This is a genomic window from Microbacterium schleiferi (assembly GCF_020781975.1).
Taxonomy (GTDB): domain Bacteria; phylum Actinomycetota; class Actinomycetes; order Actinomycetales; family Microbacteriaceae; genus Microbacterium.
The window spans coordinates 30009-50745 of record NZ_JAJGNI010000014.1 but is presented as its reverse complement, the minus strand read 5'-3'; the positions used below and the strand labels follow the sequence as shown (position 1 = coordinate 50745).

The 20737-nt window shown below is 67.0% G+C and carries 21 protein-coding genes and 1 pseudogene; 20 read left to right on the top strand and 2 right to left on the bottom strand.

The genetic code is table 11. The annotated features are described in order from the left end of the window. Positions 1 to 76: 76 nt before the first annotated feature. On the bottom strand, positions 77 to 976 hold the full coding sequence (locus tag LL236_RS13990) for a LysR family transcriptional regulator (protein WP_135950159.1): 900 nt from the start codon (positions 974 to 976) through the stop codon (positions 77 to 79). A 96-nt stretch (positions 977 to 1072) separates the two neighbouring features. Then, the gene (locus LL236_RS13985) at positions 1073 to 1828 is read right to left on the bottom strand and encodes an SDR family NAD(P)-dependent oxidoreductase (protein WP_135950158.1); all 756 of its coding nucleotides are present in this window, start codon (positions 1826 to 1828) and stop codon (positions 1073 to 1075) included. A 151-nt stretch (positions 1829 to 1979) separates the two neighbouring features. Here LL236_RS13985 and LL236_RS13980 point away from each other — a divergent pair, with 151 nt between their 5' ends. From LL236_RS13980 to LL236_RS13885, 20 genes and pseudogenes are all read left to right on the top strand, one after another. After that, positions 1980 to 3302, top strand: a complete 1323-nt coding sequence (locus LL236_RS13980) for a CaiB/BaiF CoA transferase family protein (RefSeq protein ID WP_228179441.1) — start codon at positions 1980 to 1982, stop codon at positions 3300 to 3302. 3 nt (positions 3303 to 3305) lie between these two features. Beyond that, the gene (locus tag LL236_RS13975) at positions 3306 to 4508 is read left to right on the top strand and encodes an acyl-CoA dehydrogenase family protein (protein ID WP_194384091.1); all 1203 of its coding nucleotides are present in this window, start codon (positions 3306 to 3308) and stop codon (positions 4506 to 4508) included. A 30-nt stretch (positions 4509 to 4538) separates the two neighbouring features. Further along, positions 4539 to 5714 (top strand): thiolase family protein, encoded by a 1176-nt coding sequence (locus tag LL236_RS13970; protein WP_005055005.1) that lies wholly within the window; start codon positions 4539 to 4541, stop codon positions 5712 to 5714. Between the two features lie 586 nt (positions 5715 to 6300). Further along, entirely contained in the window at positions 6301 to 6582 is a 282-nt protein-coding gene (locus tag LL236_RS13965) for a metal-sensitive transcriptional regulator (RefSeq protein ID WP_228179440.1), read from the top strand. 32 nt (positions 6583 to 6614) lie between these two features. After that, the gene (locus tag LL236_RS13960; RefSeq protein WP_228179439.1) at positions 6615 to 6944 is read left to right on the top strand and encodes a heavy-metal-associated domain-containing protein; all 330 of its coding nucleotides are present in this window, start codon (positions 6615 to 6617) and stop codon (positions 6942 to 6944) included. Further along, positions 6941 to 9214 carry a heavy metal translocating P-type ATPase gene (locus LL236_RS13955; RefSeq protein ID WP_228179438.1) on the top strand — a complete coding sequence of 758 codons (2274 nt, stop codon included), beginning with the start codon at positions 6941 to 6943 and terminating at the stop codon, positions 9212 to 9214. The genes LL236_RS13960 and LL236_RS13955 overlap by 4 nt, the downstream gene beginning before the upstream one ends. Positions 9215 to 9254: 40 nt before the next feature. Continuing rightward, positions 9255 to 11438 carry a heavy metal translocating P-type ATPase gene (locus LL236_RS13950; protein ID WP_374198036.1) on the top strand — a complete coding sequence of 728 codons (2184 nt, stop codon included), beginning with the start codon at positions 9255 to 9257 and terminating at the stop codon, positions 11436 to 11438. Positions 11439 to 11473: 35 nt separating this feature from the next. Continuing rightward, a complete protein-coding gene (locus LL236_RS13945; RefSeq protein ID WP_228179437.1) occupies positions 11474 to 11911 on the top strand; it encodes a DUF6153 family protein in 438 nt (145 codons plus the stop codon). 96 nt (positions 11912 to 12007) lie between these two features. Continuing rightward, positions 12008 to 12619: a DUF305 domain-containing protein gene (locus LL236_RS13940; RefSeq protein WP_228179436.1), complete on the top strand. Its 612-nt coding sequence runs from the start codon at positions 12008 to 12010 to the stop codon at positions 12617 to 12619. Between the two features lie 27 nt (positions 12620 to 12646). Beyond that, positions 12647 to 13483: a F510_1955 family glycosylhydrolase gene (locus LL236_RS13935; protein ID WP_228179435.1), complete on the top strand. Its 837-nt coding sequence runs from the start codon at positions 12647 to 12649 to the stop codon at positions 13481 to 13483. 326 nt (positions 13484 to 13809) lie between these two features. Beyond that, the gene (locus LL236_RS13930) at positions 13810 to 14277 is read left to right on the top strand and encodes a hypothetical protein (protein ID WP_228179434.1); all 468 of its coding nucleotides are present in this window, start codon (positions 13810 to 13812) and stop codon (positions 14275 to 14277) included. A gap of 91 nt (positions 14278 to 14368) precedes the next feature. Continuing rightward, positions 14369 to 15034 (top strand): DsbA family protein, encoded by a 666-nt coding sequence (locus LL236_RS13925; protein ID WP_228179433.1) that lies wholly within the window; start codon positions 14369 to 14371, stop codon positions 15032 to 15034. After that, positions 15034 to 16053: an NAD(P)-binding domain-containing protein gene (locus tag LL236_RS13920; RefSeq protein ID WP_228179432.1), complete on the top strand. Its 1020-nt coding sequence runs from the start codon at positions 15034 to 15036 to the stop codon at positions 16051 to 16053. The genes LL236_RS13925 and LL236_RS13920 overlap by 1 nt, the downstream gene beginning before the upstream one ends. Before the next feature lie 10 nt (positions 16054 to 16063). Next, positions 16064 to 16570 carry a hypothetical protein gene (locus LL236_RS13915; protein ID WP_228179431.1) on the top strand — a complete coding sequence of 169 codons (507 nt, stop codon included), beginning with the start codon at positions 16064 to 16066 and terminating at the stop codon, positions 16568 to 16570. Continuing rightward, entirely contained in the window at positions 16560 to 17102 is a 543-nt protein-coding gene (locus tag LL236_RS13910; RefSeq protein WP_228179430.1) for a signal peptidase II, read from the top strand. The genes LL236_RS13915 and LL236_RS13910 overlap by 11 nt, the downstream gene beginning before the upstream one ends. Next, on the top strand, positions 17099 to 17434 hold the full coding sequence (locus LL236_RS13905; RefSeq protein ID WP_228179429.1) for a DUF6804 family protein: 336 nt from the start codon (positions 17099 to 17101) through the stop codon (positions 17432 to 17434). Before LL236_RS13910 ends, LL236_RS13905 begins: the two co-directional genes overlap by 4 nt. Next, positions 17431 to 18033, top strand: coding sequence for a TlpA family protein disulfide reductase (locus LL236_RS13900; RefSeq protein ID WP_228179428.1), 603 nt, complete (start codon positions 17431 to 17433; stop codon positions 18031 to 18033). The genes LL236_RS13905 and LL236_RS13900 overlap by 4 nt, the downstream gene beginning before the upstream one ends. Then, positions 18033 to 18797, top strand: coding sequence for a cytochrome c biogenesis CcdA family protein (locus tag LL236_RS13895; RefSeq protein ID WP_228179442.1), 765 nt, complete (start codon positions 18033 to 18035; stop codon positions 18795 to 18797). The genes LL236_RS13900 and LL236_RS13895 overlap by 1 nt, the downstream gene beginning before the upstream one ends. Beyond that, positions 18778 to 20470: pseudogene (gene resB / locus LL236_RS13890) on the top strand (cytochrome c biogenesis protein ResB). The gene LL236_RS13895 and the pseudogene resB overlap by 20 nt, the downstream one beginning before the upstream one ends. Next, on the top strand, positions 20467 to 20727 hold the full coding sequence (locus LL236_RS13885) for a TFIIB-type zinc ribbon-containing protein (protein WP_228179427.1): 261 nt from the start codon (positions 20467 to 20469) through the stop codon (positions 20725 to 20727). The pseudogene resB and the gene LL236_RS13885 overlap by 4 nt, the downstream one beginning before the upstream one ends. The last annotated feature ends 10 nt before the right edge of the window (positions 20728 to 20737 follow it).

Genomic DNA, 20737 nt, shown 5'->3' with positions numbered 1-20737 from the left:
TCTATTCTTCCTGATCAGAGGGGCATTTCTACGTCACGACGCTCGCTCAACGCCCCGTCCATCGGTGGATCGAGGCTTAGTCCTGCGGCGTCGGGAGGACGGATTCGGACAACCGGAGCACGGCGTGCAAGGCACGGTCGTCGCTGTCGCGCAGCCACGCCATCCGCAGCTCGACAGGTGCGACGTCGTCGGTCAGGCGCAGGAAGCGCAAGTGCGGGTCGGCGATGCTGTCGATCACCGAGGACAGGGTCAATGAGCAGCCGATCTCGGCGGAGACGAGGGACATCAGCGTCCACGAGTCCGGTGCGTGCTGGACGACATCGGCGTTGAACCCGGCGGCTCTACTCATCTGTCGCAGCCGCTCCAGCAGCAACGTGCCGGTCTGCGGTTGGAGCGACACGAACGGCTCACCCTCGAACTGCGCGATCGACACGGCACCGGCGTCGGCTAGACGGTGGGTCTCCGGGACGGCGATGACGAGTTCCTCGACAGCGATCACGCGGGTGCGCACGGCGGCGGGAATGTGGTCCCACCTGCCGAGGGCGATGTCGATGTCGCCGCGGGTGAGCAGCTGCATCGCCGGTTGGGCGAAGTGCTGACTGAGCAGCTCGAGGTGGATGCCTGGGTGGTTCTGGTTGACTGCTCGGGCGAGCAATCCGACCATCACGTTGGAGGACGCACCCGCGTACGCCAGACGGACGTGACCGATCTCGCCCGTCCCGGCTGCGCGGGCGACCCTGCTCACCCGGTCCAGCGCGTCCAGGACCTCCTGGGCGGGGGCGACGAGGGCCTCGCCCACCGAGGTCAGCGTTACCTTGCGGGTGCTCCGCTCGAACAGCCGCGCACCCAACTCCCGCTCCAGCTGCTGGATGCCGCGGCTGATCGGCGGCTGCGCCATATGCAGGCGCTCGGCTGCCCGTCCGAAGTGCAGTTCCTCGGCGACGGCGAGGAAGGTGCGCAGCTGCTGCAGATCCATCCAGGGATTATTGCATAATCCGTACCGATGGAAGGTGGATTGGCATACAAGTCTGGATGAGTCGGCCGGGGTCGCGCAGACCCCGGCCGACCGAGATCACTGCGCGGTATAGCCGCCATCCACGACATACTCGGCGCCGGTGACGAAGGAAGCCTCGTCCGAGGCGAGGAAGAGTACGACGTTCGAGACTTCCTCGGGCTGGCCGGGCCGGTCGAGGATCGTCGTGGACAGCACGGCTTTCGTCGACTCCGGCGTCGCCAGCAGCCCCGTGGTCATGGGGGTGGCGATGACACCGGGATGCACAGAGTTCACCCGGATGCCGTACTTGGCCAGGTCCACCGCGCTGGCCTTGGTCAGCAGCCGGACGGCGCCCTTTGACGCCTCGTACGCGGCGGCGCTCGGTGCGCCGATGATGCCGTAGATCGACGAGATGTTCACGATCGATCCCCCGCCTGCGCGGACCAGAGCAGGCACCGCGGCCTTGGTGCCGAGGAAGACACCCTTGGCGTTGATGCGGAAGATGAGGTCCCACTCCTCCTCTGTGGTCTCCTCGACGGGCTTGAGGATGAGCACCCCCGCGTTGTTGACCAGAATGTCGAGCCGGCCGAAACGCTGCTCGGCTTCTGCCACGATCTCGTCCCACCTCGCCGCGATCGCGACATCCTGCTCCAGCCCCACGACCGTCCCGCCGTCACGGTTCGCTTCGGCGACGGTGTGCTCGAGCCCGGCCGAGTCGACGTCGGTGGCGAGGACGCTCGCCCCTTCCTGGGCGAGGCGGCGCACATGTGCGCGCCCCATCCCGTTCGCCGCGCCGGTGACGATCGCGACCTTGCCTGCAAGCCTGCTACCCATGGGTTCTCCTTAGCCTCATTGCTGATCACGCCCAGGCGCGGGCCGCTCCCGGCCCCATCGCCTCGACACCACCAGGGTGGCGTCGAAATGGGGAGCCTCGAGTGTGCCGTTCTGGAACAGCCCTCGTTTCATGAGATTAGAGCATCAATACGTGCCTGATCAGGTATTGGACGGACATAAACGGCTGCTGGGAGTCTGGACGAACACGACGACTGAGGTGTTCCCGATGATGAAGAGCTCGCTCCCGGATGGCCGGACGGTGCAGGACGTGGCCGGTGGTCCTTTCGAGGGTCTCCTGGTCGCGGATTTCGGCCGGGTACTCGCTGGCCCCTACTGCACGATGCTGCTCGCGGACCTCGGGGCGACGGTCATCAAGGTGGAGAGTCCGCTAGGGGACGAGACACGCAGCTACCGGCCACCGGAGTACCGAGGCGAGTCGACCTACTTCCTCTCCATTAACAGGAACAAGCAGTCTGTGGTGCTGGACTTCCGCAACCCCGATGACCTTGTCCTCGCACAGCGTCTCGCGGCCCGAGCCGATGTGGTCACAGAGAACTTCAAACCCGGCGGGCTCCGGCGATTCGGCTTGGACTACGAGTCCGTCAAGCGGGAGAACCCCAGTGTGATCTATGCGTCGATCACCGGCTTCGGTACCGCGGGAGGCGCGGGGCTCGCCGGCTACGACCTGCTCGCACAGGCGCTGTCTGGACTGATGAGCGTGACCGGCGCGCCGAACACGGAAGGGTTCCGCGCGGGCGTCGCGGTGTTCGATGTGATCACCGGGTTGCACACGTGCATCGCGATCACCTCCGCCCTTTACCACCGACAGCGCTCGGGAGAGGGACAGCACGTCGAACTGAACCTGCTGTCCTCCGCATTGTCGGGCATGGTCAACCAGACCGGCGGGTTTCTGCTGAGCGGGCAGTCTCCGACCCGGATGGGCAATGACCACCCCAGTATCTACCCCTACGCACCGTTTCGCACCCATGACGGGGAACTGGTGCTCGCGATCGGCAACGACGCGCAGTTCGCTACGTTCTGCGACGCCATCGGGCTGCCGCAGCTGGCCGCAGACACTCGCTTCGCGTCCAACGCAGACCGCAGCGCGCACCGAGACGCCCTGCGCCCGCTGCTGACAGCGCGGCTGGTCACCAAGACCGCATGGGAGTGGTTCGACATCTTCAGCCCGTTGCAGGTCCCGTGTGCGCCGGTCCTGGATGTCCGTGGAGGCGTCGAGTTCGCTGCGAAGATCGGCCTGGAGCCCAGCGTCGCGGCCGGCACCGGCGACCACGCGGTGCCCACCATTCGCAACCCCATAACGTTCTCCCGCACCCCCGCGAGTTACCGCGCCGCGCCTCCTGCACTCGACCAGGATGGCGAGGCGGTCCGACGGTGGCTGCAAGTCGCGGAAGACGATGAAGACCACGTCGGCGATCGGGTTACCGTCCCGGCGATTCGGAAAGAGGGACGCTGAGAGATGACGATCACGAAGGCGGCACATCCGGTGGATACGGACTTTTATCAGATCGGTGATCTTCTCGGCGACGACGACCGCAATCTCATCACACGTGTGCGCGGATTCGTGGATTCCGAGGTCCTGCCAGTTATCAACGAGTACTGGGAGTTAGCGGACTTCCCTTACCAGATCCTCCCCGCACTGGGCGAGCTGGGAATCGTGGGCACCGCGATCCAGGGCTACGGCTGTCCGGGACTGACCCGACTGCAGACCGGCCTCGTCGCGATGGAACTGTCTCGTGGAGACGGGAGTGTGAACACGCTCAATGCCGTGCACTCGGGACTTGCGATGGGCAGCATCGCGTTGCTCGGCGACGACGAGCAGAAGCAGCGCTGGCTGCCCGAAATGGCAGCCCTCCGCAAGCTCGGCGCGTTCGCGCTGACCGAGCCCGATCACGGCTCCGACTCCGTCGCCCTGGAGACCACTGCCCGCCGCGACGGGAGCGCGTATGTCATAGACGGTGCCAAACGGTGGATCGGGCTCGGACACGTTGCGGACCTCGTCATCATCTGGGCCCGCGACACAGCGGATGCCAAAGTGAAGGCATTCGTGCTCGAGAAAGGCGCTGACGGACAGTATCCCGAGGGGTACTCTGCGGAGGCGATCACCGGGAAGATCGCTAAGCGCGCGATCCAGCAGGCGCACATCGAGATCTCCGGACTGAGGATCCCTGCCGGGAACAAGCTGGCGAAGTCGACCTCATTCCGTGACGTCTCCGCGATCCTCAACCGCACCCGCAGCGCCGTCGCGTGGGAGGCGCTCGGGCACGCTCTCGCCGCGTACGAGGCAGCGGCGGTCTACGTCCAGGAACGTGTCCAGTTCGGCAAGCCCATCGCCAGCTTCCAGCTGGTGCAGAACAAGCTGGCCAACATGCTCGCCGATCTCACCGCGATGCAGTTGCTCTGCTTCCGCACAGCCACTCTGCAGGATGAAGGGCGACTGACGAACGAACAGGCCTCGCTCGCGAAGATGTTCACCGGCCAGCACGCGCGTGCACTCTGCCGGGATGCCCGCGACCTCCTCGGCGGCAACGGACTCCTTCTGGAGAACCACGTCGCCCGCCACCTCACCGACATGGAAGTCGTCCACACATATGAGGGGACCGACTTCATCCAGTCGCTCATCATCGGCCGCCAGATCACCGGAATATCGGCGTTCGCCTGACCCTCGGCCGACCACGGAAGGGAGCCCGCCATGACCGCGAGCTTTGTCTACGATGCTGTCCGCACCCCCTTCGGGCGGGCGGGTGGCGCGCTCAGCGGCATCCGGCCCGACGATCTCGCCGCAGTCGTCATGAAGGCGACCGTCGCGCGCATGGGCCTCGACCCCGCGCGCATCGATGACGTGATCTTCGGCGATGCGAACCAAGCAGGAGAGGACAACCGCGACGTCGCCCGTTTCGGGGCGCTGCTGGCAGGCTTCCCCACCAGTGTCACCGGCGTGACCGTCAACCGACTCTGCTCGTCGTCGCTGGAAGCGGTGATCCAGGCCGCCCGCGCTGTCGAGACCGGCGACGCCGGTCTCGTGCTCGCCGGCGGAGTGGAGTCGATGAGCCGGGCGCCGTTCATCGTGGAGAAGTCGCCGAGGCCGTGGCCGGCGGTCGGTAACCAGACACTGTGGAACACCTCCATCGGGTGGCGGATGACCAACCCGAAGCTGCCGAAGCAGTGGACCATCTCCAATGGAGAATCGGCGGAGAAGATCGCCCGAGAGTGGGGAATCTCCCGAGATGCCCAGGACGAGTTCGCCGTGCGCTCTCACCGGCTGGCAGCTAAAGCGTGGGCTGACGGGGTCTACGATGGCGAGATCGTGCACGTGCCAGGGGCCGACCTGGCACGCGACGAGGGCATCCGGGACGACACTTCCGTGGACAAGCTCGCCGGGCTTACTCCGCTGTTCGCGCGCGACGGCGAAGGCACCGTCACCGCCGGCAACTCCTCGCCGATCAACGACGGCGCTTCCGCCGTTCTGATCGCCGCGGAGGGTGCGCTGCCCGGCGAGCCACTCGCGCGGATTGCGGGACGCGGGGCGCATGGCGTCGATCCGCATCTGTTCCCGATCGCGCCGATCGAGGCGGCGAACAAGGCGCTCGCACGCGCCGGCCGGTCCTGGGCCGATGTCGACGTGGTCGAGCTCAACGAGGCGTTCGCTTCACAGTCGCTCGCATGCGTCGCCGGGTGGCCTGAACTTGATCCTGAGCGGGTCAACATCCACGGCGGAGCGCTGGCCATCGGCCATCCGCTGGGCGCTTCGGGGGGCCGCATTCTCGGGCATGCCGCGCATGAGCTTGCGCGACGCGGAGGCGGCGTCGCCGTCGTGGCGATCTGCATCGGCGTGGGTCAAGGCCTCGCCGTCGTGCTGGAACGGTGACAGTGAGACCGCGAGCATCCGTTCGTGGTGGGGTCATTGGCAGTCCCAGAGTCAACCGAAGCTTCAGCATTCCCCTCCGACGTTCTTCCTCGACGGTGAGATGCTCGAGCTCGGCCAGCTGCAGTGACCTCCAGCGCTCTCGCCGCCGTGACAGGCCGCTGACCAGACAGGGTCGGCGCGTCAGAGAGCGGTGTAGGAATCCGCCATTTCCCGTGGAATCCTGAGTCCGGGACCACCGCCAACTAGCGTGGAATCCCTGGGGTTATCCGCCATCTCGAGCGGGAACCTACAATAGGTGTAGGTCTTTCTTGAACTTGTCCATTTCGCAGATGAAGTGTCCACGGTGTGTCCATTCGGACATTTCGGCGATGAGCAAACTTTGGTCAGTCGCGCATCCTCGTCCTCCGCGGAGATTGATGGCGGCAAGCAGCACCAAGGGCCACTGACCAATCCGTGCGGTGCTGCCTGCTGTCGCTTCACCGCATTTGCCCGGCGATCTCCGTCCCCCAAGTCACTGAAGGTTTCTGGGTGAGTCCGTGAATCGAATCGCTTGCTCTACATACGGTAGGGGGGTATGGTACTTGCCATGAATGGTTACACGGCGAGCAAGGATGACCTTCTGAAGCGGCTGCGTCGCGTGGAGGGTCAGGTTCGTGGGATCGCGCGGATGGTCGAGGAGGACAAGTACTGCATCGACATCCTCACGCAGGTCTCGGCGGCCACGAAGGCCCTTGAGTCCGTCGCGCTGTCTTTGTTGGGTGACCATCTTTCGCACTGTGTTGCCGAAGCCAGCGCCGAGGGTGGTGCCGTTGCGGACGAGAAGATCCGCGAAGCCAACGAGGCGATCGCCCGTCTGGTCCGTTCCTGACCCACCTGCCCACTCACGACGAGGAGACGATGATGAACACCGAGAACCGCAACGACCTGGGCTTGAAGGACACCGGCGCTGGTTGCGCCTGCTGCGCGACCGCATCAACCCCCGAGACCGCGGATGCGGCCACGGCGGCCGTGACGGCTGACGTGCTGGTGACGGGGATGACCTGCTCGCACTGCGTGTCGAGCGTCACCGAGGAGTTGTCCGCGATCGACGGGGTCGAGGGTGTGTCGGTGGACCTGAACGCGGGCGGCGCGTCGCGGGTGACGATCCGCAGCTCGACGGCGATCCCTGCTGCTGCCGTGGAGGCGGCGGTGGAGGAGGCTGGCTACGCCGTGGCCGGCAGCCCGTCATGAGCATGGTCGATGTCGAGCTCGACATCGCCGGGATGACCTGCGCGTCGTGTGCGACGCGGATCGAGCGGAAGCTCAACAAGCTGCCGGGTGTGGAAGCGACCGTCAACTACGCCACCGAGAAGGCTCGCGTGCGCGGTGAGGACGTCGATTCGGCCACATTGATCGCGGCGGTCGAATCCGCCGGCTACCAAGCGGCGCTTCCTGCGCCGACGGTCGTCGAGGCTGCGGGTGAACCCGGTGCGCCGGTGGACCGCGATCTGGTTTCGCTGCGGCAGCGTCTGCTGATCAGCGCCGCTTTGTCGGTGCCGGTCGCGGTGCTGTCGATGATTCCCGCGCTGCAGTTCGAGTTCTGGCAGTGGCTGGCGCTCACCCTCACCGCCCCGGTGGCGGTGTGGGGCGCGTGGCCGTTTCACCGTGCTGCGGCGGTTAACGCCCGTCACGGTGCCGCCACGATGGACACGCTCATTAGCGTCGGGGTGATTGCCGCGTTCGGCTGGTCGCTGTATGCCCTGTTCTTTGGTGGCGCCGGTATGCCCGGGATGACGATGACGTTTACTCTCATCGGCACCCCGCGGGCGGGCGGGCATGAGATCTACCTCGAGGTCGCCGCGTTGGTGACGGTGTTCATCCTCGCGGGCCGGTACGCCGAGGCCCGCGCCCGCAAGTCGTCCTCTGAGGCGCTGCGCGCTTTGCTGGAGCTGGGAGCGAAAGACGCCGTCAAGCTCGTCGATGGTGTGGAACAGCGAGTCCCGGTCAGCCAGCTGATGGTGGGGGATGCCGTTCTGGTGCGGCCGGGGGAGAAGATCCCCTCCGATGGACTCGTCGTCGACGGGTCCTCGGCGATTGATGCGAGCATGCTCACGGGCGAATCGGCCCCGGTTGAGGTCGGTGCGGGTTCCCGTGTGGTGGGTGCGACGGTCAACGTCGGCGGCCGGCTTACGGTGGAGATCACCCGCGTGGGCGTGGACACCGAACTGTCGCGGATGCGGCGGCTGATGGAGGAGGCGCAGACCGGCAAAGCCCGCGTGCAGCGTCTCGCGGACCGGGTGTCCGGGATCTTCGTGCCCATCGTGATGATGCTGGCTATCGCCGCGTTCGCGGGCTGGCTGCTGGTCGGCGGGTCTGTGGAGCTGGCGTTCACCGCCGCGATCGCGACGCTCATCATCGCGTGCCCGTGCGCGCTCGGGCTGGCCACGCCGACCGCTCTGTTGGTGGGCACCGGTCGCGGCTCTCAGATGGGAATCCTCATCCGGGGACCGCAGGTACTGGAGCAAACCCGCACGGTCGACACGATCGTGCTGGACAAGACCGGCACCGTCACCACGGGAACCATGGCCGTCACAGCCGTCCACCCCGCACCCGGAGTCACCCGGGAGCAGCTGCTGGCCGCGGCCGCGGCGGTGGAGTTCGGGTCGGAGCATCCTGTTGCCCGCGCGATCGTCGCCGGAAGCGTCCCCGTCCCGCCGGCGGAGACGTTCGACTCTCACGCCGGGTTCGGGGTGCAGGGCATCGTCGCAGGCTCTCTCGTCGTCGCCGGCCGTCCGTCTTGGCTGCAGGAGCAGTGGAGCATTCACCCCACCGCGCAGCTGCAGCACGACGCCGACGAGCTGCAAACCGCGGGAGCGACCGTCGTCGCCATCGGTCGTGACGGCACCCACCTGGGCATCATCGCGGTCGCCGACACAGTCAAACCCACCAGCGCGGAGGCGGTCGCCCGGTTCCGGGCGTTGGGTATGACACCGGTGCTGCTCACCGGCGACAACGATGGCGCTGCACGGGAGATCGCTCGACAGGTCGGCATCGACCAGGTGCACGCCGGGGTAACCCCGGCCGGGAAGCTCGACGTGGTCCGCCAGCTACAGGGCGACGGGCGTGTGGTGGCGATGGTCGGTGACGGGGTCAACGACGCCGCTGCTCTCGCTGCCGCTGACCTCGGTCTCGCGATGGGCGGGGGAACGGATGCCGCGATCGCTGCGAGCGATATCACCGTGGTCTCGGGTGACCTGCTGGTCGTCGCTGACGCGATCCGGTTGGCACGCCGCACCCTGGGGACGATCAAGGGCAACCTGTTTTGGGCGTTCGCGTACAACGTCGCCGCGATCCCGGTCGCGATGGCCGGGTTGCTGAACCCGCTGGTTGCCGCGGCCGCGATGGCCTTGTCCTCGGTGTTCGTCGTCACGAACAGTCTGCGCCTGCGCGGGTTCCGCACCATCCCGGCGAGCTCGACGACCGCTACCCCTGAACCGGCCCGCGTTTCCGCCCGGGTCTGACCTGCATCTGCTGGATGTGAACAGTGGAAGGACGCTCATCATGAGCCAGCACGATCACCACGCACACCACCACCCCACGGCTACCGGCGCCGGCGGTGATGACACTGCGCAGGAGCTGCGCGAGACCGTCGCCGAATCCGACACCGTCGACAACCCGCACGCACACCACACCACGCAGAACAGCCCTGATGAGGGACACGGCGGCGCGCACGCGGGGATGCAGCACGGTGCTCATGGTGGGCATGCCGGGCACGGCGCGGACCATGTCGCACGGTTCCGTCGATTGTTCTGGATCAACCTGATCCTCGCCGTCCCGGTGGTGGCGTTCTCGGGCATGTTCTCGATGCTGCTCGGCTATTCCCTCCCCGACGCAGCGTTGGTGGGGTGGATCTCCCCGGTTCTCGGCACCGTCATGTATGTGTGGGGTGGTGCCCCGTTCCTGACCGGCGCGGTCAGCGAACTGCGTGCCCGTAAGCCCGGCATGATGCTGCTGATCGGGCTGGCGATCACCGTCGCGTTCGTCGCGTCATGGGGGGCGAGTCTCGGGCTGCTGGATCACGAGCTGGACTTCTGGTGGGAGCTGGCGCTGCTGATCGTCATCATGCTCCTTGGGCACTGGATCGAGATGCGGTCGCTCGCGCAGACCACCTCGGCACTGGACTCCCTCGCCGCGCTCCTCCCCGACGAGGCGGAGAAGGTCGACGGGGACACCACTGTCACCGTCGCGCCCGCGGATCTGCAGGTCGGTGACGTTGTAGTGGTCCGCCCTGGTGGGCGGGTTCCGGCTGACGGTCGGGTGGTGCAGGGTTCGGCGAGCATGGACGAGTCGATGATCACCGGCGAATCCAAGCCGGTCCGCCGCAGCGATGGGGACGCGGTCGTGGCCGGCACCGTCGCCACCGACTCCGGAATCCGTGTCGAGATCAGCGCGGTGGGGGAGGACACTGCCCTCGCCGGCATCCAACGCCTGGTTACCGAGGCGCAGAACTCGTCCTCGAAAGCGCAGCGTCTCGCCGACCGTGCCGCCGGGTGGCTGTTCTGGTTCGCGCTGATCGCCGCGGCCATCACCGCGGTCGTGTGGACGGTAGTCGGGCTCCCCGATGACGCGGTGATTCGCACTATCACGGTTCTGGTGATCGCCTGCCCGCACGCCCTGGGTCTGGCGATCCCGCTGGTGGTGTCCATCGCCACCGAGCGCGCTGCCCGGGGCGGGGTGTTGATCAAGGACCGTCTGGCGTTGGAGAGTATGCGCACCGTGAACACGGTGTTGTTCGACAAGACCGGCACTCTCACCAAGGGCGCTCCCGCCGTCACCGCGGTGGAACCGGTCGACGGGATGGATGCGGACCGGCTGATGGCTCTCGCGGCCGCTGCGGAGTCTGATTCCGAGCATCCGCTGGCCCGTGCCATCGTCACCGCCGCGCGGGAGAAGGACCTGTCCGTGCCCAGGTCGACGGACTTCGAGTCCTCACCCGCGGTCGGTGTCCGCGCGACCGTCGACGGCCAGGTGGTGCAGGTGGGCGGACCGTACCTGCTCGAGCAGACCGGTGGCCAGGAGCTGCCGATCGCGGACGCCTGGCGGGAGGAGGGTGCGATCATCCTGCACGTCCTCGTTGATGGGAAGGTCGCCGGCGCGCTCCGATTGGCCGATGAGATCCGTCCCGAGTCCCGGCAGGCGATCGACGCACTGCACGCCCGAAACGTGCAGGTCGTGATGATCACCGGCGACGCCGAGGCCGTCGCCGCGTCCGTGGCCGCTGAACTTGGCATCGACCGGTTCTTCGCGGGTGTGCGGCCGGAGGACAAGGCGTCCAAGGTGAAGCAGCTGCAGGATGAGGGCCGGAAGGTCGCGATGGTCGGCGACGGTGTGAATGACGCGCCCGCTCTCGCGCAGGCGGATGTCGGTATCGCCATCGGTGCCGGCACGGACGTGGCGATCGCGTCGGCCGGCGTCATCCTCGCGAGCGATGACCCCCGCTCGGTGCTGTCGGTGATCGAGCTGTCCCGCGCGAGCTACCGGAAGATGAAGCAGAACTTGTGGTGGGCTGCCGGGTACAACCTCATTTCGGTGCCGCTGGCCGCCGGCATCCTCGCCCCGATCGGGTTCGTGCTGCCGATGTCGGTGGGCGCGATCCTCATGTCGCTGTCCACGATCGTCGTCGCTCTCAACGCTCAGCTGCTGCGCCGGTTGGATCTCAGCCCCGACGCGGTCATCCGTCGCTGACCGGTCTGACGTAGCGTGTAAGGGAGGGAGGTGACATGTCGCTGATCGCACTGACGGACCGGGTCCACACCGGCCGATCCATGGCTCGCACCCTCCTGCTGCTCGTCGCAGTCACCGGCGCGATCATCGTGGGCCTGCTGGCCATGCATTCCCTCAACACCCACACCGCCACCGACACCAGTCATCAGACCACCGCCACCGCTTCTGCCACGACAGGTGCCGGCGATCACCACGCCGGCACCACCGCAACTGATGAGCCGTGCGCGGATTGCGGCAACGGACACTCCACCATGCTCGCGATGGCGTGCGTGCTGGCATTGCTGGTGACCGTGCTGTTGCTGGTGCGGCCCGGCGCGGCCATGCGATGGTTGTCGATCCTCCCTCGACCAAGACCCGCGGTCGCGTCGGCGCTGTTTACCGGGCCGGCCCTGCGGCCTCCTTCACTCACCGTTCTCTGCATCAGCCGTACGTGATGCGTCCGGGGCCGGACCTTTGTGCTGGCTCTTGCACCCGCACGCCCGTCATCCTGACCGGCGCTGCTTCACGTACCCCTGTATTGGAGAACTCTGATGAAGATTCGTACCGCGGCAACCGCCGCACTCACCCTCGCCGCTGCGCTCACTCTCGCGGGCTGCGCCGGCGACTCCGGCTCAGAGTCCATGCCTGGCATGGACCACGGCAGCTCGGCCCCGTCGTCCTCCTCGTCTGCCGCGACGGCGGACTTCAATGACGCGGATGTGATGTTCGCGCAGATGATGATCCCGCACCACGAACAGGCCGTCGAGATGTCGGACATGGTCCTGGACAAGGAAGGCATCGACCCGGGTGTCCTCACCCTGGCCTCCGATATTAAAGCCGCCCAGCAGCCCGAGATCGACCAGCTGCAATCATGGCTGGAAGAGTGGGGTGCCGATAGCGACACCGGCTCCATGGAAGGCATGGACCACGGCGGCGGCATGATGAGCGGCGACGACATGGCGGCGCTGGAAGCGGCTACCGGAGCGGAGGCGTCGCGGCTGTTCCTCGAACAGATGACGATGCACCACGAAGGCGCCATCACTATGGCGCAGGATGAAGTCGACAACGGGCAGAATCCGGACGCGATCGCGATGGCGCAGACCATCATCGACACGCAGACCGCGGAGATCGCCACCATGCAGGAGCTGCTCGCGCAGCTCTGACCGCACCCTGGACTCGAAAGGGTGCGTATGCGCACGCCCCTGCGCGCGACAACGAGTCTTGTCGCGCTTTCTGCTCTGACTCTCACCGGCTGTGCAGCTGCTGCACCGCCCTCCACCGGTGCCGAACACGCCCAGGTTGTTGCCCACGTGCACGCCATCGTTCCCGCACCTGACGGGGACGGGTTCCTCCTCGGCACCCACGAAGGCATCTTCACTGCCACCGCGGACGGCGAGATCGGTCCTCGTGTCGGCGGTAACGACTTCGACGCGATGGGGCTCACCGCGCTGAATGGGGATCTGATCGCTTCCGGCCACCCCGGCCGCAACACACCCGCCGAGCTGGGGGAGAGGAACCTCGGCATCATCCGCAGCCAAGACGGCGGCGAGACCTGGGAGCCGGTCGCGTTCACCGGAGAGAAAGACTTCCACGCCCTCACCGCCGGCCCGGACGGCACCCTTTATGGGCAAGACGCCGGAGACGGCGCCGTGCTCATCAGCACGGACGGCGGTGTCTCGTGGTCGCCCACCGGTAGCACCCTGCTCGCCTTCGGTCTGGAGGTGGATGCAGTCGGTCGGATCATCGCGGTCACTCCTGACGGCCCGCAGGTCAGCACGGACCGCGGTGAGAGCTTCGCGGCTCTCACCGACGCACCCAACCTGTTCCTCATGGCAGCCTCCCCGGACCGCCAGCGGTTGGTCGGCGTTGATGCCAACGACACGATCTGGACCGTCACGGGGGCTGGGTCATGGCAGGAGGTCGGCACCGTACACGGCACTGCCCAAGCCATCACGATCACCGACGAGGGCGACGTGCTCGTCGTCGACGACAGCGGACTCAGCCTGCTGCCCTCACCGCGTCAGTGAGGCACGCGGTCGTCTCATGGACAACTCAAGCCGGAGAGTGGAGGCGAATCGGCGGCCATCTGTCGCTGTAAATCCATCCCCGACACGGGCCACATGGACATCTTCCAGCGGTTCCTACAGTAGTAGTTGCCAGGCCGACCACTCCCGAGTCGGATCCGGCATGTCGCGCCGACGATGCGCCGGGCAGCCCAATCGTCCGACACGAGCAGGACCTTTCGGCACGGCGTGGCCGGGGGCAGGAGCTCGCGGCGGTGAAGGAGCGTCAGCTGGTCGGTGTCTGAGCCTGTTCATAGCCTAGAATGGGTGCCCACGGTAGGCTTTTGGTGATGACCCCGACGACTCGAACTCAGCGCGCAGCCGTGCTGAGCGAGCGTCTTCTGATAACGAGGATCGTTACTGCTCTCGGCCTGGCGCTCCTGCTGATGTTGGGCATCGCCGCTGCTGGACACCTCGAGACCGATGGCACCACGCCGGTGCCGCTGGGAATGTCCGCACTCGTGGACCCGCACGTCGAGCCGCTGAGTGGCGGCGCCACCGATGCACGCGACGGCAGAGAACAGCAGACGGTGGTTGGCGAATCCTCGGGGGCCAGCGCGCTGATGGGGGCAGCGCTGTGTGTTCTGGGAATGCTGTGCGGGCTGGTGCTCGCGGTGCTGACTTACCGGCTGTGGCGCAGCCGCGTCCTCCCTGATCGTGGGATCTGGCCGCGGGTACTCTCGCTCTTTCCCCACCCGTCGACGATTTCGCGGGTGAGCATCCTTTCGCTGACGCAGTTGAGCATCTCCCGAACCTGACATTCGGCGTGCCGTCCTTCCGGGACGGCGATTCGCCCCGGGCTCACGCCCGGGTTCTGTCATGTGTCGTGTCTTGGTTTGGAGTACTCGAATGAAAACCCCTGTGAAGGCGACGTTGGTCACTCTGGCTGTGGTCGTCGTGATGGTGCTGGTCGCGATCATCTATGCGCTGGTCAATCAGAACCCCACCCCGCCTCCCGGCGAAGGAAGCAGCACCGGCACCTCCGTGGTGGGAGAGAGCTCGCACGTTCTGGATGACGGTGGTCCGGATGCGGTGACGGTGGTGGAGTTCCTGGACTTCGAGTGTGAGGCGTGCGGCGCGTTCTACCCGATCGTCGAGGATATCCGGGAGAGGTACGCCGGCCAGATCACCTACGTGGTGCGATACTTCCCGCTGCCCGGTCATTTCAACTCGAAGAACGCGGCGATCGCCGCGGAGGCTGCCGCACAGCAGGACCGATTCGAGGACATGTATCACCGACTGTTCGAGACACAGGCGGAGTGGGGTGAGGCGCAGGAGTCTCGTGCCGAGCTGTTCCGCGGCTTCGCCGAACAGCTCGGATTGGACATGACCGCCTATGATGCGGCCGTTGCCGATCCCGCCACCACCGAACGCGTGGAGCTCGATTTCAACGAGGGACGCGCTCTGGGGGTCGGCAGCACGCCGACGTTCTTCGTCGGCGGGGAGAAGCTCGAGCTGCAGACGCTGAACGACCTCGAAGACGCAATCGCGGCTGCCCTCTCCGGTGGTCGGTGATGCAGACGAGCCTGTCGCACCGACGAGTGATCATCGTCGGAGCCGGGCAGTCCGGACTGGCAGTTGCCGCAGCGTTGAATGCCAAGGGCCTGCGCCCGCAGCAGGATTTCGTCGTGATCGACGCGGCTCGCAAGGGGCAGCGCAGCTGGGCATCTCGATGGCATTCGATGGAGCTGCTCAGCGACGCCCGGCATAGCGTGATCCCGCCTCGAGGGCTCCCCGGCGATCAGCGTCGGCGTCCCCGCGCTGACGAGATCGTCGATTATCTGGCCTTCGTCGAGGGGGGACTTCGTGTCGAGACGGTCTGGGGGGTCCGCGCCACCGGAATAGAGCGTCCCGGCACCGGAACCACTCTGCTGCTGTCCACGACCGCAGGGGACGTACAGACCCGCAACGTCGTGTGCGCGACCGCCGCGGCAGCGTATCCGCGTGTGCCGGAGTGGGCTGCGACCCTGAGCGTTCCAGGCGTCGTGATGCACAGCAGCGACTACCTGTACCCAAACCAGATCGAGCCGGGACATGTGCTCGTCGTCGGAGGCGGCAACAGCGGGGTGCAGCTGGCACGTGAGCTGACCACTTCTCACACGATCACCTTGTCTATACGCACCCCGCGGGGGCACCGGCCGAGCGGCAGCTACCCGTCAGCTGCCGGACAGGCAGTCTCGTGGCTCACCCGCAGGCGGCATCCCGAACCGGTGTTCGGCGACAGCTACGAGCGGCTGCGCCGCGCCGGGGTCTCCATCGTTCCCGCGGCGACTGCCGCAGACGGCGGCGTGGTGACGCTCGCTGATGGCAGTGAGCTCTCACCGGACTCCGTGATCTTCGCCACCGGCTACGCACCGGGTGATGACTGGCTGCCGGATGCCGCGCACGCCGAGCGGGGAGCCCGTACCCGGACCGGGATCCCGGGACTGTTCGTCGCCGGTATGCCGCAGTACAGCGGCCGCGGTGCGGACACCATCACCGGGGTCTGGCGAGACGCCACCACAATCGCCCATCACATCATCAACCGTCCCTGAAAGCCACGCCATGTCATCCTCCCCGCCCACCGAGGCCACCCCGATGCTGCTCAGATGTCGTCCTGCCGCATTCGTCGCCCTGGGGGTGAGCCTGCTGCTGGCAGCTGGCATGGTGCTCTCGACCGCATCATCCGCGGCCGCACATGACAGCATCGTCTCGGCCACCCCCGATGCTGACGCGACCATCGGCGTGGCGCCGCAGGAGATCTCGCTCACCCTCGAATCGGCCGCGGTTCCCGAGAGTGCCCCCACTCCCGAGCTCACCGCCACGAAGCAGGCGCTTGAGCCATCTCCTATCCGTTCCACCGCCGAATCCACGGACGACGGCTACGGCGGTCAGGCCTCCGGCGGGGGAGAGCTCTTTCCCGTGCTTGCTGTCATCAGCGGCGTGGTCATCATCGGCGGCGCACTGATCGTGGTGCTCATGGTGGCCTGGGAACGCCGCCGCCGCGACCGCGCCGCGACAGAAGCGACCCGGGCACAGCCCTCGACGGAGGAGAAGACCGATGGCTCGTAACAGCGGCACCCGACTCGCGGTCGCCTGCATGATCGCCGCGGTGGTCGTGGTGATCGACCAGGCCACCAAGGCGGCGGCGGTGTCGGGGCTGAGCACCCAGCAGCGCATCCCCCTGCTGGGTGATCTGCTCGGACTGCAGCTCGCGTTCAACCCCGGTGCGATCCTCTCCCTGGGCGCTGGCTTCACCGGGCTGCTGACGCTCGTCGGGGTGGCTGCCGTGGTGCTGCTGGTGATCGCCGTCGTCCGAGCTCGCACCGTGTGGTGGGCTGTGGGACTCGGGTTGATCCTCGGCGGTGCGATCGGGAACCTCATCGACCGGCTGTTCTCTCCACCCGGGTTCGGCGTCGGGCACGTCACCGATTTCCTCGCCTACGGCACCTGGTTCATCGGCAACCTCGCCGACGTCGCGCTCGGCGCTGGCGTGATCCTCCTCGCCAGCGTTCTCTGGGCACACCGGGGAGCAGCCACCGGGCGCCGCGCCGAAGCGGCGACGAACGAGCCCGAGCCTGTCGCGGAGGCGCGGAGACCATGATGGCCAAGCAACGCATGCCGTCCGTCTATCAGCGCAATGCTTTCGCCCCGGGGCTGCTCGCAGCCGTCGTCCTGTTCCTGGCCCCGGCGCTGATGAGCGGAGACTGGTTCCTCCTGGTGCTGTTCGTCACCGCGATCCTCGCTGTCATCGTCGGCTGGTTCGCCGTACAGGCCAGGCAGTGGTGGTGGCTTCCGGCGTTCGCCGCGATAGCGGTGCTGTGGAACCCGCTATTCCCGTTTCCGTTCTCCGGGCCACTCTGGTCGTTCGCGCAACCGGCTGCCGCGGTGATCTTCCTGGTCGCCGGAGCGATGATCAAGGTGCGTCGCTCGTGACTCGCCGCCGCGTCTTCGCCGCCGTCTTCGCGCTGCTCGCGGTCAGCGTGGTGACTGGCTGTGCGAGCAACGATTCGCTCGCCCAGCAGTATCGGGACGGGAACGAGAAGGGCTACATCGCCGGCGACTTCCAAGTGGTGCAGATCCTGGAGTCCGACCGCGGTGAACCGGTCGCTTTCGAGGGGCTCACCGAGACCGGCGAGAGAGTGACCAGCGACGACTACCGCGGCGGGGTGCTGGTGGTGAACTTCTGGTATGCCGCGTGCGGTCCGTGCATCGTCGAGGCGCCGCTGCTCGAAGAGGTCTGGCAGAGGTACCAGGACCAAGGCGTCGCATTCCTCGGCGTCAACACCTACGACCAGCCCGCCACCGCCCTGTCTTTCGCTCGCGACAACAACGTCACGTACCCGAGCGTGATCGACGTCAACGACGGCAAGGTCAAGCTAGCGTTCGCGCAGGTCACCCCGATCCAGGCCACCCCCACCACGCTGGTGCTCGACCGGGACGGGAGAGTCGCTGCCCGGGTCATCGGCCAGCTGGCCAGCGCCTCCATCCTGGCCACCCTGGTCGCCGACACCCTCGCCGAGGAGAATCCGTGATCAACCCCGGGCCTCTGGTCGTCGACGGTGCTCTGTGGATCGCGATCCCGATCGCGGCCCTCGCAGGCCTGGTCTCGTTCATCTCCCCTTGCGTGCTGCCTCTGGTGCCCGGCTACCTCGGCTACCTCGGCGGCGCCGCCGGCAGCAACCCGGGTGCCGCCGGGACCGGGTCGACGGTAAGGGCGGAGCGCACCCGCCTGCTGCTCGGCGTGGGCCTGTTCATCGCCGGGTTCACGGTGGTCTTCGTCACCGTGACGATCCTGGGCGGCACGTTCGGGCTCCTGCTGCTGCAGTACGCCAACATCCTCACCCGACTCCTGGGGGCGGTTGTGATCGTCCTCGGCCTGGTGTTCATCGGGTTCTTCGGTATCGCCCAACGTAGCCTCCGTCCTCGGATCCAGAGCCGCGCCGGCCTGATCGGCGCCCCGCTTCTCGGGTTTGCGCTCGGAGTGGGGTGGACCCCCTGTATCGGTCCGACGCTCGCGGCGATCCTGTCGATGTCATGGAACCTCGGCGATCCCACCCGAGCCGGCCTGCTTGGTCTTGCCTACTCGCTCGGGCTGGGTCTCCCGTTCCTCCTGCTCGCTATGGGCTGGGGGTGGGCTTCGCGCTCGGTGTCGCTTCTGCGTCGCCACATCCGCGCCCTGAACATCATCGGTGGCGTCCTGCTGGTGTTGCTCGGGGTTCTCATGGTGACCGGGTTGTGGACCATGCTGATGTCCGCTCTGCAGCAGGTGGTGATCAATGTCCCCGTCCCGCTCTGAGACCGGCACGGTTGTCGACCCGCTGCGCCCCGCTGATCACCGCGACTCCGACGCCCCGTCCGAGATCAACGGTCCTGCCCTCGGTGTGGGCGGCTGGGCCCGGTGGGCGTGGAGGCAGCTGACCAGCATGCGCACCGCCCTGGTGCTGCTGCTGTTCCTCGCGATCGCCGCCGTCCCCGGGTCGCTGTTCCCGCAGCGCACCGCCGACCCCAACGGGGTCACCCAGTGGCAGCGCGACAACCCTGACGTGTTCCCCCTTGCCGACGCGGTCGGCCTGTTCGATGTGTACTCGTCCCCCTGGTTCTCCGCGATCTACCTGCTGCTGTTCGCATCCCTCATCGGCTGCGTCATCCCCCGGGCCAAGCACCACTACAAGGCGCTCCGGTCCGTGCCGCCGCGCACTCCCGCACGACTGTCCCGCCTGGTCGACTATCAGGAGACGATGATCGCGACCGACGAAGCCACTGCGGATCCGGCCGGGGATGCGGTACGGCTAGCGCAGCACCAGCTGCGTCGAGCCGGTTACCGAGTCCACCGTTACGACGAGCCGGGGTGGGCTTCGGTCTCGGCCGAGAGGGGGTATCTGCGGGAGACCGGCAATCTGGTCTTCCACATCGCTCTGGTCGGGGTGCTCGTCTCGGTCGCGATCGGCGGCGGGTTCGCCTACACCGGCCAGCGGGTCGTGGTGGAGGGCACGACGTTCGTCAACGCGCTCAGCGACTATTCCTCCTTCAACCCCGGCCGCTTCATCGACGGCACCCGCTTGGCCCCGTACTCGATCACCCTCGACGACTTCCGGGTCTCTTATCAGCTGCCCGGCATGCCCGGTGCCGGGCAAGCGGGTGACTTCTCCGCCGACGTCACGATCCGCAGCTCCGGTCGGGACGACCGGACCGAGAGCGTGATCGTGAACTATCCGATCACCGTCGCCGGTGACCGCATCTACCTGCTCGGCAACGGCTACGCCCCCACCCCTCACCGTCCGTGACGCCGCAGGAGAGGTCGTGTGGAGCGAATCGCAGCCGTTCCTGCCGCAGGACTCGAACATGACATCGCTCGGGATCATCAAGATTCCGGACGGGCTTCCCGAGCAGCTTGGGCTGGTCGGCTTCTTCTACCCCACTCAGGGTGTGCTTCCCTCCGGAGCGTTCACTTCCGTTTACCCGGACGTGGTCAACCCGGTGCTCACTCTCAACGTGTTCAGCGGAGACCTCGGCATCGATGACGGCACACCCCGGTCGGTGTACACCCTCGAGGTCGACGGACTCACCCAGCACACCGGCGGCGACACGGGGCTGGACTCCCTCGAGCTCACCCCCGGCGCCACCGTCAACCTGCCCAACGGGTGGGGCACGATCACCTGGGAGGCAGCGTCCGAGCAGGAGCCGGTGAAACGGTTCGCGTCCCTGCAGATCCAGCACGATCCCACCAGCGGATGGGTGCTCGCCTTTGCGATTCTCGCCATGGCGGGACTGTTCGCCGCTCTGTTCGTGCCCCGCCGACGCATCTGGGTCAAAGCCCGAACCGTCCCCGCGGGCGTACACCTCGAATACGCGGGCCTCGCCCGCGGCGAAGACCCCACGCTCCACACGGCCGTCCGTGATATCGCGAACGACCACGCCGCCGCTCTGAACCGCGCGCGCGGCGCGAACCCCGAAGGAGAGACCCGATGAAATGCCCCGTTGATGACACTCTGCTGCTGGTGAGCGAGCGCGCCGGCGTCGAGATCGACTACTGCCCCGGGTGTCGCGGCGTCTGGCTGGACCGCGGCGAACTGGACAAGATCCTCGACCGGGCCACCGACACTCGTGCCCCGCGATATCCGGAACCCGGTACCCGTGATATCCGCCACGACAGGGGCGACTCGCACCAGGGCCGGAACGGGCGTCGTCGCCGCGACGGGCTCCTGGGAGAGCTGTTCGACTTCTGATCGCCTGACC

What these genes read in the sequence shown, in the direction of transcription:
- LL236_RS13955 (WP_228179438.1), top strand. Translation starts at nt 6,941, where the DNA reads ATGAGCATGGTCGATGTCGAGCTCGACATCGCCGGGATGACCTGCGCG.
- LL236_RS13920 (WP_228179432.1), top strand. Translation starts at nt 15,034, where the DNA reads ATGCAGACGAGCCTGTCGCACCGACGAGTGATCATCGTCGGAGCCGGG.
- LL236_RS13965 (WP_228179440.1), top strand. Translation starts at nt 6,301, where the DNA reads ATGAATGGTTACACGGCGAGCAAGGATGACCTTCTGAAGCGGCTGCGT.
- LL236_RS13930 (WP_228179434.1), top strand. Translation starts at nt 13,810, where the DNA reads ATGACCCCGACGACTCGAACTCAGCGCGCAGCCGTGCTGAGCGAGCGT.
- LL236_RS13975 (WP_194384091.1), top strand. Translation starts at nt 3,306, where the DNA reads ATGACGATCACGAAGGCGGCACATCCGGTGGATACGGACTTTTATCAG.
- LL236_RS13990 (WP_135950159.1), bottom strand. Translation starts at nt 976, where the DNA reads ATGGATCTGCAGCAGCTGCGCACCTTCCTCGCCGTCGCCGAGGAACTG.
- LL236_RS13935 (WP_228179435.1), top strand. Translation starts at nt 12,647, where the DNA reads ATGCGCACGCCCCTGCGCGCGACAACGAGTCTTGTCGCGCTTTCTGCT.
- LL236_RS13925 (WP_228179433.1), top strand. Translation starts at nt 14,369, where the DNA reads ATGAAAACCCCTGTGAAGGCGACGTTGGTCACTCTGGCTGTGGTCGTC.
- LL236_RS13950 (WP_374198036.1), top strand. Translation starts at nt 9,255, where the DNA reads ATGAGCCAGCACGATCACCACGCACACCACCACCCCACGGCTACCGGC.
- LL236_RS13940 (WP_228179436.1), top strand. Translation starts at nt 12,008, where the DNA reads ATGAAGATTCGTACCGCGGCAACCGCCGCACTCACCCTCGCCGCTGCG.
- LL236_RS13915 (WP_228179431.1), top strand. Translation starts at nt 16,064, where the DNA reads ATGTCATCCTCCCCGCCCACCGAGGCCACCCCGATGCTGCTCAGATGT.
- LL236_RS13905 (WP_228179429.1), top strand. Translation starts at nt 17,099, where the DNA reads ATGATGGCCAAGCAACGCATGCCGTCCGTCTATCAGCGCAATGCTTTC.
- LL236_RS13945 (WP_228179437.1), top strand. Translation starts at nt 11,474, where the DNA reads ATGTCGCTGATCGCACTGACGGACCGGGTCCACACCGGCCGATCCATG.
- LL236_RS13885 (WP_228179427.1), top strand. Translation starts at nt 20,467, where the DNA reads ATGAAATGCCCCGTTGATGACACTCTGCTGCTGGTGAGCGAGCGCGCC.
- LL236_RS13970 (WP_005055005.1), top strand. Translation starts at nt 4,539, where the DNA reads ATGACCGCGAGCTTTGTCTACGATGCTGTCCGCACCCCCTTCGGGCGG.
- LL236_RS13985 (WP_135950158.1), bottom strand. Translation starts at nt 1,828, where the DNA reads ATGGGTAGCAGGCTTGCAGGCAAGGTCGCGATCGTCACCGGCGCGGCG.
- LL236_RS13910 (WP_228179430.1), top strand. Translation starts at nt 16,560, where the DNA reads ATGGCTCGTAACAGCGGCACCCGACTCGCGGTCGCCTGCATGATCGCC.
- LL236_RS13960 (WP_228179439.1), top strand. Translation starts at nt 6,615, where the DNA reads ATGAACACCGAGAACCGCAACGACCTGGGCTTGAAGGACACCGGCGCT.